The following is an 18,412-nucleotide window of genomic DNA, read 5'->3' on the forward strand; positions in this document are numbered from 1 at the left end:
CGCTCCCATCGCAGCCTCGCCAGGGCTCGACAGCTCCCACATTTGGTTTTTTGTTGCCTGGAAGATTAGCTGGCAGGCTGGTTTGGCTTGTAGTCCTTCAGCAACAGATACGTGCTCCAACCCCACCAGTCATTGGTCCACTGCTTGTCATTCAGGTTGTTGACGTCCTTGCGCCGCAGCACCTTGTCGCCTTCAGCCTTGAACAGCGGTGAAAAGTTATTCGCCGGATTTTGCGCGGCGTTCAGGTCCGGCACATACAGCGGTGCCTTGAAGTTGGCCGGGGAGGGCGCTACGCCGCTGATAAAGGTTTCGAAGATCTCATCCGCCGAGGCCTGTACGGCACGTTTGACCATGGCCCGGTTGGCCGCGTCGCTGCTGTCGAAGTAGCGTTTATCACCGTAAGCGTGCCACTGATCGCCGAAGGCATTGCGCACATTGAGCCCGAACTTGCTGTCTTCATCGTGCATGAAGCGGCTGATCAGCGAGCCCAGTTCACCCGGTGTTACCACCGCCGCCAGTTGCTTGCGCGGTACCCGCAAGTGGCCGGCGGAAAATAGATCGGTCAAAAAGTGATCAGCAAAGCCGTTCATGGCATAGGCCAGTTCCAGCGCCTGGTCGGTGCCGGTCTGATGAGCGACGACGGCTTGTTGCAGGGCTGCCGTATGCCCCGCCAGATACGCTGCCAACGCCCATTCGCCGAAGTGGTCGGCATTATCTGCCGCCAGTTTCAGGTAGCGTCCCAGTGGAATCAGCGCCGACACGGCACTGCCGCCACCGGTGATGCGGTTCCATTCCTCGGACAAGGTGTCACCCAGTGCGTCATACGCTTCATGGGGTTGCTTGCCATCCTTGATCGCCTGGTTAACCGCGTTGATCTCCTTTTGCATCACCGCGAGGATCTTGCCCGCTTCCTCTCGCGATGCCGGCAATACCGCCAACGAGTTGAACGCATCGGTAAAGCGCTGCACGCGGTTCGCAGGCGATGCGCCCTCGTTGATGGGGCGCCCGGGAATGCCATAGAAATCACCGCCCAGGGCAATGATCTGGCCGTAGCTCAGGGCCAGGCCGTTGGGCAGGTGCAATTCGACCTGCCGCGCGGGAATCGCCGGGGCGCCCTTGACGAAGCGCAACAGGGTGTCGTCGCCAATGGCCGTGTGTTCACCGCCTTCGAAGCGCAGGGTGGGTGGTCGTTTTTCAGGTGTGGCGAGTTCAAGATCTGACATGTTAGCTCCTTGCTATGTCGTAGGAATCTTCCGTAATAACTGTATGTATATACAGTTAAATCGAGCATAGAGGAAAAAATTCCTACGTCAAGAACGCCGCATTGAGGCCTGACCCGCATGAAGGTTGATGAATTGCAGTTGACGAATATTTTTATAGTTGTACGATGACGTACGACATCAAGATAACCATCCGTAATCTCTCAACAGAAAGTCTTCGCCCAGGGTGTTCGAATAATGAATCCACAAGAACTGAAGTCCATCCTCTCTCACGGTCTGCTGTCTTTCCCGGTAACCGATTTCAACGCCCAGGGTGATTTCCACCAGGCGGGCTACATCAAGCGTCTGGAATGGCTGGCCCCTTACGGCGCTACTGCCTTGTTCGCCGCTGGCGGCACCGGTGAGTTTTTCTCTCTGGCGGCCAGCGAATATTCGCAAGTGGTGAAAACCGCGGTGGATACCTGCGCCACCAGCGTGCCGATTTTGGCCGGTGTCGGCGGTGCGACCCGCCAGGCCATCGAGTACGCCCAGGAAGCCGAGCGACTTGGCGCCAAAGGCCTGTTGCTGCTGCCGCACTACCTGACCGAAGCCAGTCAGGATGGGGTTGCCGCCCACGTTGAAGCGGTGTGCAAGTCGGTCAAGATCGGCGTCGTGGTCTACAACCGCAACGTCTGCCGCTTGACCGCGCCGCTGCTGGAACGCCTGGCCGAGCGCTGCCCGAACCTGATCGGCTACAAGGACGGCCTGGGTGACATTGAATTGATGGTGTCGATCCGCCGTCGTCTCGGTGACCGTTTCAGCTACCTGGGCGGCTTGCCGACTGCAGAGGTTTACGCCGCTGCCTACAAGGCCCTGGGCGTGCCGGTGTACTCCTCGGCGGTGTTCAACTTCATTCCAAAAACCGCGATGGATTTCTACCACGCCATCGCCCGGGAAGATCACGCCACCGTCGGCAAGATCATCGACGACTTCTTCCTGCCGTACCTCGACATCCGTAACCGCAAGGCCGGTTACGCCGTGAGCATCGTCAAGGCCGGGGCGAAAATCGTCGGCTATGACGCCGGCCCCGTGCGTACGCCGCTGACCGATCTGCTGCCGGAAGAATACGAAGCCCTGGCCGCATTGATCGACAAGCAAGGCGCGCAATAACCCATCACCAAGGCCGCTGAGTAATCAGCGGCTTTTTGCGTCAGGAGAGAATTCGTGTCCCAAGCCAAGCGTTTTGAAAACTACATCGGTGGCCAGTGGGTTGCCGGCGCCGACTACTCGGCCAACATCAACCCGTCGGAGTTGTCTGATGTCATTGGCGAATACGCCAAGGCTGACCTCGCCCAGGTTCACGCGGCCATCGACGCTGCGCGCGCTGCATTCCCGGCGTGGTCCACTTCCGGCATCCAGGCGCGTCATGACTCCCTGGATAAAGTCGGCACCGAAATCCTCGCCCGTCGCGAAGAGCTGGGCACTCTGCTGGCCAGGGAAGAGGGCAAGACCTTGCCGGAAGCCATCGGCGAAGTGACCCGCGCCGGTAACATCTTCAAGTTCTTCGCGGGTGAATGCCTGCGCCTGTCCGGCGACTACTTGCCGTCGGTGCGTCCGGGCGTCAACGTCGAAGTCACCCGTGAGGCGTTGGGCGTCGTTGGCCTGATCACCCCGTGGAACTTCCCGATTGCCATCCCGGCCTGGAAGATCGCGCCGGCCTTGGCCTACGGTAACTGCGTGGTGCTCAAACCGGCTGAACTGGTACCGGGCTGCGCCTGGGCCCTGGCCGAAATCATCTCCCGCGCCGGCTTCCCCGCCGGTGTGTTCAACCTGGTGATGGGCAGCGGCCGTGTGGTGGGTGATGCCATGGTCAACAGCCCGAAAGTCGACGGCATCAGCTTCACCGGCTCGGTGGGCGTAGGTCGTCAGATTGCCGTCAGCTGCGTGTCGCGCCAGGCCAAGGTGCAGTTGGAAATGGGCGGCAAGAACCCGCAGATCATTCTCGACGACGCCGACCTCAAGCAAGCCGTCGAGCTGTCGGTACAGAGCGCGTTCTACTCCACCGGCCAGCGTTGCACCGCGTCCAGCCGCTTTATCGTCACCGCCGGGATTCACGACCAGTTCGTCGCCGCCGTGGCTGAGCGGATGAAGTCGATCAAGGTCGGCCACGCGCTGAAAAGCGGTACCGACATTGGCCCGGTGGTTTCCCAGGCCCAGCTGGATCAGGACTTGAAGTACATCGACATCGGCCAGAGCGAAGGTGCTCGGTTGGTCAGCGGTGGTGAACTGGTGACGTGCGACACCGAAGGCTACTTTCTCGCGCCGACGCTGTTTGCCGACAGCGAAGCCGCAATGCGCATCAGCCGCGAAGAGATCTTCGGCCCGGTGGCCAACGTGGTGCGCGTGGCGGATTACGAGGCGGCGCTGGCGATGGCCAACGACACCGAGTTCGGTCTCTCGGCCGGTATCGCTACCACGTCGCTTAAGTATGCCAATCACTTCAAACGTCATTCCCAGGCCGGGATGGTGATGGTCAATCTGCCGACGGCCGGCGTGGATTACCACGTTCCGTTCGGTGGCCGTAAGGGCTCATCCTACGGCTCGCGTGAGCAGGGTCGCTATGCGCAAGAGTTCTACACCGTGGTGAAAACCAGCTACATCGGTTCGTAACAGCAACATCCTGTGGCGGGTCCGTGCCCGCCGCAGGCTTACAATTTGTTTACCCGCAAAAAAAATAATTAGTGGGAGTACATCTTCATGCAAGCGACCAAGCCGACCCATGTCCGCTATTTGATTCTGCTCATGCTGTTTCTGGTGACCACGATCAACTACGCCGACCGGGCCACCATCGCCATCGCCGGCTCCAGCCTGCAAAAAGACCTCGGTATCGACGCGGTCACCCTCGGCTATATTTTCTCCGCATTCGGTTGGGCCTACGTGGCCGGGCAAATTCCCGGCGGCTGGCTGCTGGACCGATTCGGTTCGAAAAAAGTCTACGCCCTGAGTATTTTCACCTGGTCACTGTTCACCGTGCTGCAAGGCTATGTCGGTGAATTCGGTGTCTCCACCGCCATCGTTGCGCTGTTCATGTTGCGATTCCTGGTGGGCCTGGCTGAAGCGCCATCCTTTCCCGGAAATGCCCGCATCGTGGCGGCGTGGTTTCCTACGGCTGAACGCGGGACTGCCTCGGCGATCTTCAACTCGGCGCAGTACTTTGCGACCGTACTGTTCGCGCCGCTGATGGGCTGGATCGTCTACACCTTCGGCTGGCAGCACGTGTTCGTGGTGATGGGCGGCATCGGTATTGTGTTCTCGCTGATCTGGCTGAAAGTTATCCACAGCCCGCGCCAGCACCCGATGATCAACGAGGCCGAGTTCCAACACATCGCTGCCAACGGGGCCATGGTCGACATGGACCAGGACAAGGGCAGAGGCAAGAAAACCGACGGCCCGAAGTGGGATTACATCCGTCAGTTGCTGACCAACCGCATGATGCTCGGCGTGTACCTGGGCCAGTACTGCATCAATGGCATCACCTATTTCTTCCTGACGTGGTTCCCGGTGTACCTGGTTCAAGAACGCGGCATGACCATCCTCAAGGCCGGCTTCATCGCGTCATTGCCGGCGATCTGCGGCTTTATTGGCGGCGTGTTGGGCGGGGTGATTTCCGACTACCTGCTGCGCAAGGGCCATTCGCTGACCTTCGCCCGCAAGGCGCCGATCATTGGTGGCTTGCTGATTTCCAGCAGCATTGTCGCGTGCAACTACGTGGACATCGAATGGATGGTGGTGGGCTTCATGGCCTTGGCCTTCTTCGGTAAAGGCGTTGGCGCACTGGGCTGGGCGGTGGTGTCCGACACTTCGCCGAAACAAATCGCAGGTTTGAGTGGCGGTTTGTTCAACATGTTCGGCAACCTGGCTTCCATCAGCACCCCGATCGTGATCGGCTACATCATCAGCACCACTGGCTCCTTCAAGTGGGCGCTGGTGTTCGTCGGTGCCAACGCGTTGCTGGCGGTGTTCAGCTACCTGGTAATCGTCGGCCCGATCAAGCGTGTGGTGCTCAAAGAGCCGCCGGCCAAAGGCCCTGAGCTGACTAAACTTTCCCAAGCGCATTCCTGAAGGGGCCCGCGTCATGCAGTTGATTGAACATGCCGATTCGCCACGCTCCATCCGTTTGCACGCGCTGGATAACGTGGTGATTGTGGTCAACGACCAGGGTGTACCGGCGGGAACCGAGTTTCCCGATGGCCTGGTGACGGTGGATTTCATTCCCCAAAGCCACAAGGTGACGCTGGAAGACATCCCCGAAGGCGGCCGGATCATTCGCTACGGCCAGACCATCGGTTATGCCTTGCGCCCGATTCCGCGCGGCAGTTGGGTCCAGGAAGATCAACTGCGCATGCCCACGGCGCCGCCGCTGGACAGCTTGCCGCTGTCCACCGAAGTGCCCGAGACCCAGGCGCCCCTGGAGGGTTTTACCTTCGAGGGTTATCGCAATGCCGACGGCACCGTCGGCACGCGCAATATCCTCGGCATCACCACCACGGTGCAGTGCGTCACGGGCGTTCTGGACCATGCAGTGAAGCGCATCAAGGACGAGTTGCTGCCCAAGTACCCGAACGTCGATGACGTGGTGGCGCTGACCCACAGCTACGGCTGCGGCGTGGCGATTACGGCCACCGACGCCTACATCCCGATCCGCACTGTGCGCAATTTGGCGCGCAACCCGAACCTGGGCGGTGAAGCGCTGGTGATCAGCCTGGGTTGCGAGAAATTGCAGGCCGGGCAGGTGATGCACGACAACGACAGCTCGGTGGATCTGAGTGAGCCATGGCTGTATCGGTTGCAAGACTCCAGCCACGGCTTTACTGAAATGATCGAACAGATCATGGCATTGGCCGAAACCCGCCTGAAGAAACTCGACCAGCGCCGGCGGGAAACGGTACCGGCGTCGGAGTTGATTCTCGGCATGCAGTGCGGTGGCAGTGATGCGTTTTCCGGCATTACCGCCAACCCGGCGCTGGGGTATGCCTCGGATCTGCTGCTGCGGGCGGGCGCGACGGTGATGTTTTCCGAAGTGACCGAAGTGCGCGATGCCATCTACCTGCTGACTTCCCGTGCGGAAAACCAGGATGTAGCCCGGGAGCTGGTGCGGGAAATGGACTGGTACGACCGCTACCTGGCCAAGGGCGAGGCGGATCGCAGCGCCAACACTACGCCGGGGAACAAGAAGGGTGGGTTGTCGAATATTGTCGAGAAGTCGCTGGGGTCGATCGTCAAGTCGGGCAGCAGTGCGATCAATGGCGTGCTCGGCCCGGGCGAGCGGTTCAATCGCAAGGGCCTGATCTTTTGCGCCACACCGGCCAGTGATTTTGTATGCGGGACGTTGCAGTTGGCGGCGGGGATGAATTTGCATGTGTTCACCACCGGGCGTGGCACGCCCTATGGGCTGGCGATGGCGCCGGTGGTGAAGGTCTCGACCCGGACGGAGCTGGCGCAGCGTTGGCCTGACCTGATTGACATCGACGCCGGGCGGATCGCCACCGGCCGGGCGACGATTGAGGAGCTGGGTTGGGAGTTGTTCCACTTCTACTTGGATGTGGCCAGCGGCAAAAAGCAGACGTGGGCGGAGCAGCACAAGCTGCATAACGACATTACGTTGTTCAATCCGGCACCGATTACTTAAGACCGAGTCGCCTGCTTCGCGAGCAAGCCCGCTCCCACATTTGACTGCATTCCAAAGGTAGAACTCGGTCAAATGTGGGAGCGGGCTTGCTCGCGAAAGCGGTAGTCCAGACGAAGCTGGCCATGCTGGCTTATCATTAGCCACCTACCGACGCCCACCCAAGGTTCTCCCCGGCATGCTGGCTATCTTTCTACAAACCCTGAACATCACCGCGCCGGTGTTTGCCATGCTGTTCCTGGGCGTCCTGCTCAAGCGCATCAACTGGATCAACGACAACTTTATCCACATCGCCTCGGCCCTGGTGTTCAACGTCACCATGCCGGCGTTGCTGTTTCTCGGGATTCTCCACGCCGACCTGCATTCGGCCCTCAAGCCCGGCCTGCTGATCTATTTCGCCGTTGCCACGCTGTTGAGCTTCGCCCTGGCCTGGGGCTGGGCGATCTTTCGGTGCCCGCGTGTAGACCGTGGCATTTACGCCCAAGGCGCTTTCCGTGGTAACAACGGGGTTATCGGCCTGGCGCTGGCGGCCAGCATGTACGGCGACTACGGGATTTCCCTTGGCGCGGTGCTCGCGGCGCTGGTGATCCTGTTCTACAACACCCTGTCGACCATCGTGCTGGCGGTGTACAGCCCGGTGATCAAGTCCGACCCGTGGAGCATCTTCAAGAGCGTGCTGGCCAACCCGTTGATCATCAGCGTGATCGCAGCGGCGCCCTTCGCGTATTTCCAGATCGGCTTGCCTGGCTGGCTGGAATCCTCCGGGCAGTACCTGGCGGACATGACCTTGCCATTGGCATTGATCTGCATCGGCGGCACGTTGTCGCTGGCGGCACTGCGCAAAAGCGGGGACATGGCCCTGAGTGCCAGCTTGATGAAGATGATCTGGCTGCCGGTGCTCGCTACCTTTGGCGCCTGGCTGCTGGGGTTCCGTGGGCCGGAGCTGGGGATTTTGTTCCTGTACTTCGGTGCGCCCACAGCGGCGGCCAGTTTTGTCATGGCGCGGGCGGCGGAGGGCAATCATGAGCTGGCGGCCGCGATTATCGTGATCACCACCTTGATGGCGGCGGTGACCACGAATATCGGGATTTTCGTGTTGCAGGCGGGCGGCTGGATCTAGGCGTCTTTCTGGTAGCTGTCGATCACTTCCTGAGCGGCGCGGAAGGCGTCAATCGCCGCCGGCACGCCGGCATACACCGCACAATGCAGCAGCGCCTCGCGAATCTCCTCCACGGTGCAGCCGTTGTTCAGCGCGCCGCGCACGTGGCCCTTGAGCTCTTGCGGGCACTTCAGCGCGGTGAGCGCGGCGAGGGTGATCAGGCTGCGGGTTTTCAGCGGCAAGCCTTCGCGGTTCCACACGCTGCCCCAGGCATGTTCGTTGACGAAATCCTGCAGCGGCTGGCTGAACTCGGTGGCATTGCCCAGCGCCCGATCGACAAACACATCACCCATCACCTGGCGGCGCACTTCAACGCCGGGCTTTTTCTGTTCGGTCATTGCGATTCCCTCTTGTGTTGGCGGCGCCAGGCTCGCAGCGAGGTGAACAACAGGAAAGCCACCAGCGCTGGCAGGACGTAATACAGCATCAGTTGTTCAAGCTTGTTGGCCAGCGGCATGCCGAAGGTAAACGACACCACATGCAGCCCGTACACCAGGTACAGGCCCAGGAACACCAGGCCTTCGGCCCGGGTGACGCGGTAGCCCGAATAAAACACTGGCAGGCACAGTGCGACCACGCCGAGCATCACCGGCAAGTCGAAATCCAGGGCGTTGGGCGACACTGACAGCGGCGAGGGCGCCACCAGGGCAGTAAAACCCAGCACCCCAAGCAGGTTGAACAGGTTGCTGCCGATCACGTTGCCCACGGCAATTTCCCGCTGGCCGCGCAGGGCCGCGATCAACGAGGTGGCCAGGCAGGGCAGGGAGGTGCCGACGCCAATCAGCGTCAGGCCGATGATGCGTTCCGACAGGCCCAGGTCAGAGGCCACATCCACTGCAGCGCCCAGCACCAGATGCCCGGCGAGTACCAGGATCAACAGCCCGCCGATCATCAGCAGCACGCTGCTCAGCCACGGCGCTTGCACCACGGTGTCCCGGGTGCGAGGCCGACGGGAGTGGCGGGTCTGGTAGAGCAACACGCCGAGGTAGGCCACCAGCGCCACCAACAGCAACAGGCCATCAACCGGCGTCAGTTCTTCATTGGCGGCGAGCACAAACAGCAGCAGGCTGGCGAGGATCATCATCGGGATGTCCAGGCGCACCAGTTGCCGTGAAACCCGCAGTGGAATGATCAGGGCTGCCAGGCCAAGGGTCACGAGGGTATTGAAGATACTGCTGCCGATCACACTGCCGACGGCGATGTCGGTGTTGTCCGCCAGGGTGGCTTGCAAGCTGATCGCCATCTGCGGCGCACTGCTGCCAAAGGCGACGATGCTCAGGCCGATGATCAGCGGACGCACCTTGAGGCTGGCTGCCAGGCGTACGGCGGCGCGCACCAATACTTCGGCACCGAAGATCAACAGCAGCAGGCCGCTGATCAGTTCGATCACGCTAAAGGGCGAGAGGGCGGTTAATGCGGAAATGGCCAGGGCTCCGTCGGTCAGTTGCTGAGGGCTTGCACGCGAACACGCGCGGTGCCGCTGCCTATCATACCCAGCTGTGCGGCGGCTTTGCGCGAAAGGTCGATCAGGCGCCCACGGGTGTGCGGGCCGCGATCGTTGATGCGGACAACGACGCTTCTGTTGTTGTCGAGGTTGGTGACCTTCACTTGCGTGCCGAAGGGCAGGCGACGGTGGGCGGCGGTCAAGGCATTCTGGTTGAACGGTTCACCGCTGGCAGTGCGATTACCGTGGTGTTTGGCGCCGTAGTAGGAGGCGGTGCCGGTTTCGTCGTAGCCGTTGGGGTCGATGAGGCCGCTGGCGCAGCCGGCGAGTAGAGAGAACAAGGCCAGCAGGCCGAGTAGACGCTTCATTCAAGGTGTCCCCGAAAGTGATGTGGAAACCGGCTTATGTGGGAGCCGGGCTTGCCCGCGATGCAAGCGCCTCGGTCTTTCAGGTGCACCGAGGTGATGCTATCGCAGGCAAGCCAGCTCCCACACAAGCCGGCTCCCGCAGTGAGGCGACCGCGTTTAGCCTTCGAGTTTGCTTTTCAGCAGTTCGTTGACCTGTTGCGGGTTGGCCTTGCCTTTGGAGGCTTTCATCGCCTGGCCGACAAAGAAGCCGAACATCTTGCCGCGCTTGGCTTCATCCGCCGCACGATACTGTTCAACCTGCTCCGTGTTGGCGGCCAGCATCTCGTCGAGCACGGCCGAAATCGCGCCGCTGTCGGTGACTTGCTTCAGGCCGCGCTTTTCGATGATCTCGTCAGCGTTGCCTTCGCCTGCGGCCATGGCTTCAAACACGGTCTTGGCGATTTTGCCGGAGATGGTGTTGTCCTTGATCCGCAGCAACATGCCGCCCAGTTGCTCGGCCGATACCGGTGCCTCGTCGATTTCCAGGCCCTGTTTGTTCAACAGGCTGCCCAGCTCAACCATCACCCAGTTGGCCGCCAGTTTGGCGTCGCCGGCGATGCTCACGACTTTTTCGAAGTAGTTGGCTTGCTCGCGGCTCGACGCCAGCACGCTTGCGTCGTACACCGAAAGACCGAACTGCTCCTGGAAACGCTCGCGTTTTTGCGGCGGCAGTTCCGGCAGCGTGGCGCGTACGTCAGCCAGGAACGAGTCCTCGATGACCACCGGCAACAGGTCCGGATCGGGGAAGTAACGGTAGTCGTTGGCTTCCTCCTTGCTGCGCATGGCGCGGGTTTCGTCTTTGTTCGGGTCGTACAGGCGGGTCTGCTGGATCACCTTGCCGCCGTCTTCGATCAGTTCGATCTGGCGACGCACTTCGGTGTTGATCGCCTTCTCGATGAAACGGAACGAGTTGACGTTCTTGATCTCGCAGCGGGTGCCGTACTCGACCTGGCCTTTTGGCCGCACCGACACGTTGCAGTCGCAACGCAGCGAGCCTTCGGCCATGTTGCCGTCGCAGATGCCGAGGTAGCGCACCAGCGCGTGGATCGTCTTGACGTAGGCCACGGCTTCCTTGGCGCTGCGCATGTCCGGCTCGGAAACGATTTCCAGCAGCGGGGTGCCGGCGCGGTTCAAGTCGATGCCGGTGGCGCCGTTGAATTCTTCATGCAGGCTCTTGCCGGCATCTTCTTCCAGGTGCGCGCGGGTCACACCGACACGTTTGATGGTGCCGTCTTCCAGCGGGATGTCCAGGTAGCCCTTGCCAACGATCGGCAATTCCATCTGGCTGATCTGGTAGCCCTTGGGCAGGTCCGGGTAGAAGTAGTTCTTGCGGGCAAACACGTTGTGCTGGCCGATCTCGGCATCGATGGCGAGGCCGAACATCACCGCCATGCGCACCGCTTCCTGGTTCAGCACCGGCAATACGCCGGGCATGCCCAGATCTACCAGGCTGGCCTGGGTGTTGGGCTCGGAGCCGAACGTGGTGGCGCTACCGGAGAAAATCTTCGATTGGGTGGCGAGCTGGGTATGAATCTCCAGCCCGATCACGACTTCCCATTGCATAGTGTTCTCCTCAGAAGCCGGTAGGGGTGCGAGTGTGCCAGTCAGTGTTCAACTGGTACTGGTGCGCCACATTGAGCAGGCGGCCTTCCTGGAAATACGGGGCGAGCAGTTGCACGCCCACCGGCAAACCGTCGACAAAGCCAGCAGGCATGGACAAGCCCGGCAGACCGGCGAGGTTGGCGGTGATGGTGTACAGGTCTTCCAGGTACTCGGCGATCGGGTCGCCGGTCTTGGCGCCGATCTTCCAGGCCGGGTTCGGCGTGGTTGGGCCGAGGATCACGTCGACTTCATTAAAGGCTGCCATGAAGTCGTTCTTGATCAGGCGACGGATCTTCTGCGCCTTGAGGTAGTACGCGTCGTAGTAACCGGCCGACAGGGCGTAGGCACCGACCATGATCCGGCGTTGTACTTCCACGCCGAAACCTTCGCCACGGGAGCGCTTATAAAGGTCGGTGAGGTCTTTCGGGTTTTCGCAGCGGTAGCCGAAACGCACACCGTCGAACCGCGACAGGTTGGAGGACGCTTCTGCCGGGGCGATCACGTAGTAGGCAGGAATCGCGTGCTGGTTGTTCGGCAGGCTGATTTCCTTGATCACGGCACCGAGCTTCTCCAGCTCCCTGACGCTGTTGTGCACCAGTTCGGCGATACGCGGGTCGAGGCCGGCGCTGAAATACTCTTTCGGCACGCCGATGCGCAGGCCTTTGATCGACGTATTCAGGCTGGCGCTGTAGTCCGGCACAGGTTCATCGATGCTGGTGGAGTCCTGCGTATCGAAGCCTGCCATGCCTTGTAACAAAATTGCGCAGTCTTCAGCGGTGCGAGCCAAAGGGCCGCCCTGGTCGAGACTGGACGCGTAGGCAATCATGCCCCAGCGGGAAACGCGACCGTAGGTCGGTTTCAAACCGGTGAGGTTGGTGAACGCGGCCGGTTGACGGATCGAGCCACCGGTGTCGGTGGCCGTGGCAGCAGGTAACAGACGAGCGGCAACCGCTGCAGCCGAACCACCGGACGAACCGCCGGGCACGTGCTCAAGGTTCCACGGGTTTTTCACCGCGCCGTAGTGGCTCGACTCGTTGGCCGAGCCCATGGCGAACTCGTCCATGTTGGTCTTGCCCAGGGTCACCGCCCCGGCAGCAGCCAGCTTGGCGACCACGGTGGCATCGTAGGGCGCCTTGAAGTTGTCGAGCATCTTCGAGCCGCAGCTGGTGCGAATGCCCTGGGTGCAGAACAGGTCTTTGTGGGCAATCGGCGCACCCAGCAGGGCGCCATTCTCACCGTTGGCGCGACGTACATCGGCGGCCTTGGCCTGGCTCAGGGCCAGCTCTTCGGTGATGCTGATGAAGCTGTTGACCTTGGGGTCCAGCTCGGCGATACGTGCCAGCAGGGTCTTGGTCAGCTCTTCGGAAGAAAACTTTTTGTCGGCGAGACCGCGGGCGATCTCGGCCAGAGTCAATTGATGCATTGCAGGCTCTTTCCCTTTAGTCGATGACTTTCGGAACCAGGTACAGGCCGTTTTCGACCGCTGGCGCGATGGACTGGTAGGCCTCGCGATTATTGCGCTCGGTCACGACGTCGGCGCGCAGGCGCTGGCTGGCTTCCAGCGGGTGAGCCAGGGGCTCGATGCCGTCGGTGTTCACGGCTTGCATTTGGTCGACCAGCCCGAGAATGCTGTTCAGGGCTGCGGTGGTCTGTGGAAGATCGGCTTCATTAAGGCCCAGGCAGGCCAAATGAGCGATTTTTTCCACGTCGGAGCGTTCAAGCGCCATGGGATTCTCCAGTGGAAAACAGAACGGAAGCTATCCGTGTGTTAGATTGTAGGAACACTACCGCATTTCTACGGTCATATGGCCGCGATTGTGGGGGTTGGTGCACAGAAAGTCGGCCAATTTAGCACATTGGCGCCTTGCCCAAAATCCCTGTCGTTGTTAGAGTTTGCCGCACTTTTTTACCCACGCGTTGCCTAGGGTCCCTTTCCCATGTTCAAGAAACTGCGTGGCATGTTTTCCAGCGATCTTTCCATCGACCTGGGCACTGCCAACACCCTTATTTACGTGCGCGAGCGCGGTATCGTTCTGAATGAGCCATCGGTTGTGGCCATTCGGACCCATGGTAATCAGAAAAGTGTCGTTGCCGTTGGCACCGAGGCCAAGCGCATGCTTGGCCGAACACCGGGCAACATCGCTGCCATTCGTCCGATGAAGGATGGCGTGATTGCCGACTTCAGCGTCTGCGAAAAGATGCTGCAGTACTTTATCAACAAGGTTCACGAAAACAGCTTTTTGCAGCCCAGCCCTCGTGTGCTGATCTGCGTTCCGTGCAAGTCCACCCAGGTGGAGCGTCGTGCCATCCGTGAATCGGCCCTTGGCGCCGGTGCCCGTGAAGTGTTCCTGATCGAAGAGCCGATGGCGGCTGCGATCGGTGCCGGCCTGCCGGTTGAAGAAGCGCGCGGTTCGATGGTGGTGGATATCGGTGGTGGTACCACTGAAATCGCCCTGATTTCCCTCAATGGTGTGGTGTATGCCGAATCCGTACGGGTTGGCGGCGACCGCTTCGACGAAGCGATCATCACCTACGTGCGTCGTAACTACGGCAGCCTGATCGGCGAATCTACCGCCGAGCGCATCAAGCAGGAAATCGGTACCGCTTACCCGGGCGGCGAAGTTCGCGAAGTTGATGTTCGCGGTCGCAACCTGGCCGAAGGCGTTCCACGTGCTTTCACCTTGAACTCCAATGAAGTGCTGGAAGCTCTGCAAGAGTCCCTGGCCACCATCGTTCAGGCTGTGAAGAGCGCCCTGGAGCAATCGCCTCCGGAATTGGCTTCCGATATCGCCGAGCGTGGCCTGGTACTGACCGGTGGTGGCGCCCTGCTGCGCGACCTCGACAAGTTGCTGGCCCAGGAAACCGGTCTGCCAGTGATCGTCGCTGAAGACCCGCTGACCTGCGTCGCCCGTGGCGGTGGCCGTGCACTGGAAATGATGGATAAACACACCATGGACCTGCTCTCCAGCGAATAAGCGTTTGCTGAGTTGCCCATGTTTCGCTCACAGGCAGCACTTTGCAGTGCTGCCTGTTGGCGTTTATCTTCTTCAATCTGCATCCAGGCCGGTTTGATGCCGTATGAATAAAGAAAACATTTGCCTGGGAGGAGCGGCTTATTAAACCGCTTTTCTCCAAAGGCCCCTCATTGGGCGTGCGCCTGTTGGTGCTGGTCGTGCTATCGGTTGCGCTGATGGTGGTCGATGCCCGCTTCACACTGCTCAAGCCAGTGCGTAGCCAGATGTCGCTGGTCCTGATGCAGACTTACTGGATCACCGACCTGCCGCAGCGTCTCTATCAGGGTGTGGCCAGCCAATTTGGCAGCCGTACCGAACTGGTGGCCGAAAACGAAAAACTCAAGACCGAAAACCTGCTGCTGCAGGGGCGCATGCAAAAGCTGGCGGCCCTCACCGAGCAGAACGTTCGGCTGCGCGAGTTGCTCAATTCCTCCGCGCTGGTCAACGAGAAGGTCGAAGTGGCCGAGTTGATCGGTATGGACCCGAATCCCTTCACCCATCGCATTATCATCAACAAGGGTGAGCGCGACGGCGTGGTCCTTGGCCAGCCGGTGCTCGATGCCCGTGGCTTGATGGGCCAGGTGGTGGAGTTGATGCCATACACCTCCCGCGTGCTGTTGCTGACCGACACCACCCACAGTATTCCGGTGCAAGTTAACCGCAACGGCCTGCGGGCGATTGCCAGCGGTACGGGTAATCCGGAGCGCCTGGAACTGCGTCACGTCGCGGACACCGCCGACATCAAGGAAGGCGACCTGCTGGTGAGCTCCGGCCTGGGTCAGCGTTTCCCTGCGGGCTATCCGGTAGCGACGGTCAAGGAAGTGATCCACGATTCCGGCCAGCCATTCGCTATCGTGCGTGCGGTGCCGACGGCTGCATTGAACCGCAGCCGTTACCTGCTGCTGGTGTTCAGCGACAACCGCACCCCGGAAGAGCGCGCCAACGAAGCTGCCCAGGCCCAGGAAGCGGAAGACAAGCAAAACGGCACGGCGCCGATTATCCCTGCGACCGTGCCAAAGCCTGCCACTCCCGCCGCATCCGCCGCACCGGCAGCGGTTCCGGCAACGCCAGCCGCGCCGGTCGCGACGCCGGTCAAGCCTGTGGCCCATAGCGCACGTCCGGCCAAGCCTGCGGCCGCAACACCTGCCGCTGCCAAACCGCCCGCCGCCACCAAGCCACCGGCTGCGGCCCCGGCAACCACTCGGCAGAGGGAAGAATAATGGCCGGTACTCATTCGCGTAACGGCTGGATTGTCTGGCTGACCTTTGCCATCGGCTTGCTGCTCAGCGTTTCGCCGCTGCCGCAATTCATGGAAATCCTGCGTCCGTTGTGGCTCGCCTTGCTGCTGGCCTTCTGGTCTCTGGCGCTGCCGCACAAGGTCGGGATGGTCACGGCCATGTGCCTCGGGCTGATGGAAGATGTGCTCTACGGCACCTTGCTCGGCCAGAACGCGCTGATCCTGACCCTGATTACCTTCCTGGTGCTGTCGTTGCAGCAGCGCCTGCGCATGTTCCCCATGTGGCAACAGTGCCTGGTGATCCTGGTGATCTTCGGCCTGGCGCAGTTGGTACAGCTGTGGCTCAGTGCCTTGACCGGCAACCGCCAACCGACCCTCGCGCTGGTGTTGCCGGCGCTGGTCAGTGCGCTGTTGTGGCCTTGGGTCAGTTTTGGCCTGCGTGGGTTGCGTCGTCGCTATAAAATCAATTGAATGGATCGCGAGGCTCTGCCTGGTTATCGAACCCTACAGGGAGAGTCTGCATGAATTCGCTTTATCTGGCCTCGGGCTCCCCGAGGCGGCGTGAACTGCTGACACAGATCGGCGTGCCGTTCACCGTCGTCAGCGCCGCCATTGATGAAACTCCCCTTACAAATGAATCGCCCGCGTCCTACGTAGAACGCCTGGCGCGCGGCAAGGCTGCGGCCGGTCGCGCGGCCTTGGCCGATGCCACCGCCGCCTGCGTGCTTGGGGCTGATACGGCGGTCATACTCGACGGCCAAATCCTTGGCAAACCCCTGGACCAAGCCGATGCCCTGGCCATGTTGCTGGCCCTTTCGGATCGTGAACATGAAGTTTTGACTGCCATCGCCCTGATTGACGGCCAGCGTTGCGAAACGCGGCGGGTCAGCAGTCGCGTACGGTTTCGCAAGATTTCAGCGGATGAAGCCACCACTTATTGGCACAGCGGCGAACCCCAGGACAAGGCGGGCGGCTATGCTATTCAAGGCTTGGCGGCGGTGTTCGTCGCCGGACTCAATGGCAGCTACTCCGCCGTCGTAGGCCTGCCTGTCTGCGAAACCGCAGAACTGCTGGGCCAATTCGGCATACCCTGTTGGCAAAACCTTACCGTGCGCTAAACGCCGTATCCCAGCGCCAAGCCTTAAGCGATCGGTCACTATTGTGAAAACGCCTGAACGAGACCCAGCCATGAGTGAAGAGATTCTGATCAATATCACGCCGATGGAATCGCGCGTGGCGGTGGTAGAGAACGGTGTTCTGCAAGAAGTGCACGTCGAGCGCACCCAAAAGCGCGGGATCGTCGGCAATATCTATAAAGGCAAGGTTGTGCGTGTGCTGCCGGGGATGCAGGCGGCTTTCGTCGACATCGGCCTGGACCGCGCCGCGTTTATCCATGCTTCGGAAATCTCCCTGCGCGAGGGCCCGGCGGTTGAAAGCATCAGCGCCCTGGTGCATGAAGGGCAGAGCCTGGTGGTGCAAGTCACCAAGGACCCGATTGGCTCCAAAGGCGCGCGGCTGACCACGCAACTGTCGATCCCTTCGCGCTACCTGGTGTACATGCCGCGCACTGCCCACGTTGGCATTTCCCTGAAAATCGAAGACGAGGCCGAGCGCGAGCGCCTGAAAAAGGTGGTCAGCGATTGCGTGGCGCTGGAAGGCATCAAGGAGGCCGGTGGCTTTATCCTGCGTACCGCCGCTGAAGGCGCGGGTGCCGACGAAATCCTCATGGACATCCGCTACCTGCGTCGCCTCTGGGACCAGATCGGCGCGCAGATCAAGACCATCGGTGCGCCCAGCGTGATCTACGAAGACCTCGGCCTGGCCCTGCGCACCTTGCGCGATCTGGTCAGCCCGAAGATCGAGAAAATTCGCATCGACTCGCGGGAAACCTTCCAGCGCACCACGCAATTTGTTGCCGAACTGATGCCGGAAATCGCTGATCGCCTGGAGCACTACCCAGGCGAGCGGCCGATTTTCGATCTGTATGGCGTCGAAGACGAAATCCAGAAAGCCCTTGAGCGCAAAGTGCCACTTAAGTCCGGCGGCTACCTGGTGGTGGACCCGGCGGAAGCCATGAGCACCATCGACGTCAACACCGGCGCCTTTGTGGGCCATCGCAACCTCGAAGAAACCATCTTCAAGACCAACCTCGAAGCGGCCACCGCGATCGCCCGCCAACTGCGCCTGCGCAATCTGGGCGGGATCATCATCATCGACTTCATCGACATGGAAGACGAAGAGCACCAGCGCCAGGTGCTGCGTACCCTGGAGAAGCAACTGGAGCGCGATCACGCCAAGACCAACATCATCGGCATCACCGAGTTGGGCCTGGTGCAGATGACCCGCAAGCGCACCCGCGAAAGCCTGGAGCAAGTGCTGTGCGAGCCGTGCAGCAGTTGCCAGGGGCGCGGCAAGTTGAAGACGCCGGAAACGGTTTGCTACGAGATTTTCCGGGAAATCTTACGGGAGGCACGCGCCTACCAGGCCGAGGGCTATAGAGTCCTGGCTAACCAGAAGGTGGTCGACCGCTTGCTGGATGAGGAGTCCGGCAACGTGGCCGAACTGGAGGGGTTTATCGGGCGCACCATTCGCTTCCAGGTCGAAACCATGTATTCACAGGAACAATATGACGTGGTGCTGCTCTGATTGGCGTTAGCTCTTATC

At 60.8% G+C, this 18,412-nt stretch carries 17 protein-coding genes; 10 read left to right on the forward strand and 7 right to left on the reverse strand.

Annotated elements, in window-relative coordinates; translation table 11 throughout:
* Positions 1-65: 65 nt before the first annotated feature.
* Positions 66-1,223, reverse strand: coding sequence for a phospholipase (locus ACUN0G_RS17960; protein WP_445573943.1), 1,158 nt, complete (start codon positions 1,221-1,223; stop codon positions 66-68).
* A 234-nt stretch (positions 1,224-1,457) separates the two neighbouring features.
* On the opposite strand from ACUN0G_RS17960, the gene kdgD reads away from it, so the two are divergent.
* From kdgD to ACUN0G_RS17985, 5 genes are all read left to right on the forward strand, one after another.
* Entirely contained in the window at positions 1,458-2,369 is a 912-nt protein-coding gene (gene kdgD / locus ACUN0G_RS17965; protein ID WP_003216058.1) for a 5-dehydro-4-deoxyglucarate dehydratase, read from the forward strand.
* A 54-nt stretch (positions 2,370-2,423) separates the two neighbouring features.
* The gene (locus ACUN0G_RS17970; protein WP_258348053.1) at positions 2,424-3,869 is read left to right on the forward strand and encodes an aldehyde dehydrogenase family protein; all 1,446 of its coding nucleotides are present in this window, start codon (positions 2,424-2,426) and stop codon (positions 3,867-3,869) included.
* A gap of 87 nt (positions 3,870-3,956) precedes the next feature.
* Positions 3,957-5,321: an MFS transporter gene (locus ACUN0G_RS17975; protein ID WP_167662905.1), complete on the forward strand. Its 1,365-nt coding sequence runs from the start codon at positions 3,957-3,959 to the stop codon at positions 5,319-5,321.
* Positions 5,322-5,334: 13 nt separating this feature from the next.
* Positions 5,335-6,888, forward strand: coding sequence for a galactarate dehydratase (gene garD / locus ACUN0G_RS17980; protein ID WP_258348051.1), 1,554 nt, complete (start codon positions 5,335-5,337; stop codon positions 6,886-6,888).
* A 175-nt stretch (positions 6,889-7,063) separates the two neighbouring features.
* Positions 7,064-8,005 (forward strand): AEC family transporter, encoded by a 942-nt coding sequence (locus ACUN0G_RS17985; protein ID WP_177008730.1) that lies wholly within the window; start codon positions 7,064-7,066, stop codon positions 8,003-8,005.
* Here ACUN0G_RS17985 and ACUN0G_RS17990 read toward each other — a convergent pair.
* The 6 genes from ACUN0G_RS17990 to gatC all read right to left on the reverse strand — a co-directional run bounded on the left by ACUN0G_RS17990 (position 8,002) and on the right by gatC (position 13,224).
* Positions 8,002-8,382, reverse strand: coding sequence for a carboxymuconolactone decarboxylase family protein (locus ACUN0G_RS17990; protein WP_063027132.1), 381 nt, complete (start codon positions 8,380-8,382; stop codon positions 8,002-8,004). The genes ACUN0G_RS17985 and ACUN0G_RS17990 overlap by 4 nt on opposite strands.
* A complete protein-coding gene (locus ACUN0G_RS17995; protein WP_258348638.1) occupies positions 8,379-9,425 on the reverse strand; it encodes a calcium/sodium antiporter in 1,047 nt (348 codons plus the stop codon). Before ACUN0G_RS17995 ends, ACUN0G_RS17990 begins: the two co-directional genes overlap by 4 nt.
* A gap of 59 nt (positions 9,426-9,484) precedes the next feature.
* Positions 9,485-9,856 (reverse strand): septal ring lytic transglycosylase RlpA family protein, encoded by a 372-nt coding sequence (locus tag ACUN0G_RS18000; protein ID WP_093205155.1) that lies wholly within the window; start codon positions 9,854-9,856, stop codon positions 9,485-9,487.
* Between the two features lie 156 nt (positions 9,857-10,012).
* Positions 10,013-11,458 (reverse strand): Asp-tRNA(Asn)/Glu-tRNA(Gln) amidotransferase subunit GatB, encoded by a 1,446-nt coding sequence (gene gatB, locus ACUN0G_RS18005; protein ID WP_445573944.1) that lies wholly within the window; start codon positions 11,456-11,458, stop codon positions 10,013-10,015.
* 10 nt (positions 11,459-11,468) lie between these two features.
* Positions 11,469-12,920 (reverse strand): Asp-tRNA(Asn)/Glu-tRNA(Gln) amidotransferase subunit GatA, encoded by a 1,452-nt coding sequence (gene gatA / locus ACUN0G_RS18010; protein WP_445573945.1) that lies wholly within the window; start codon positions 12,918-12,920, stop codon positions 11,469-11,471.
* 16 nt (positions 12,921-12,936) lie between these two features.
* A complete protein-coding gene (gatC, locus tag ACUN0G_RS18015; protein ID WP_003216077.1) occupies positions 12,937-13,224 on the reverse strand; it encodes an Asp-tRNA(Asn)/Glu-tRNA(Gln) amidotransferase subunit GatC in 288 nt (95 codons plus the stop codon).
* A 210-nt stretch (positions 13,225-13,434) separates the two neighbouring features.
* Here gatC and mreB point away from each other — a divergent pair, with 210 nt between their 5' ends.
* The 5 genes from mreB to rng all read left to right on the forward strand — a co-directional run bounded on the left by mreB (position 13,435) and on the right by rng (position 18,394).
* On the forward strand, positions 13,435-14,472 hold the full coding sequence (mreB, locus tag ACUN0G_RS18020) for a rod shape-determining protein MreB (protein WP_002555108.1): 1,038 nt from the start codon (positions 13,435-13,437) through the stop codon (positions 14,470-14,472).
* Between the two features lie 140 nt (positions 14,473-14,612).
* Positions 14,613-15,731: a rod shape-determining protein MreC gene (gene mreC, locus ACUN0G_RS18025; protein WP_445575564.1), complete on the forward strand. Its 1,119-nt coding sequence runs from the start codon at positions 14,613-14,615 to the stop codon at positions 15,729-15,731.
* Positions 15,731-16,219 (forward strand): rod shape-determining protein MreD, encoded by a 489-nt coding sequence (gene mreD, locus ACUN0G_RS18030; RefSeq protein WP_258348024.1) that lies wholly within the window; start codon positions 15,731-15,733, stop codon positions 16,217-16,219. The genes mreC and mreD overlap by 1 nt, the downstream gene beginning before the upstream one ends.
* A gap of 50 nt (positions 16,220-16,269) precedes the next feature.
* Positions 16,270-16,866: a Maf family protein gene (locus tag ACUN0G_RS18035; protein ID WP_445573946.1), complete on the forward strand. Its 597-nt coding sequence runs from the start codon at positions 16,270-16,272 to the stop codon at positions 16,864-16,866.
* Positions 16,867-16,936: 70 nt separating this feature from the next.
* Positions 16,937-18,394, forward strand: a complete 1,458-nt coding sequence (gene rng / locus ACUN0G_RS18040) for a ribonuclease G (RefSeq protein WP_003216085.1) — start codon at positions 16,937-16,939, stop codon at positions 18,392-18,394.
* The last annotated feature ends 18 nt before the right edge of the window (positions 18,395-18,412 follow it).

Source organism: Pseudomonas sp. 32A (genome assembly GCF_052682255.1).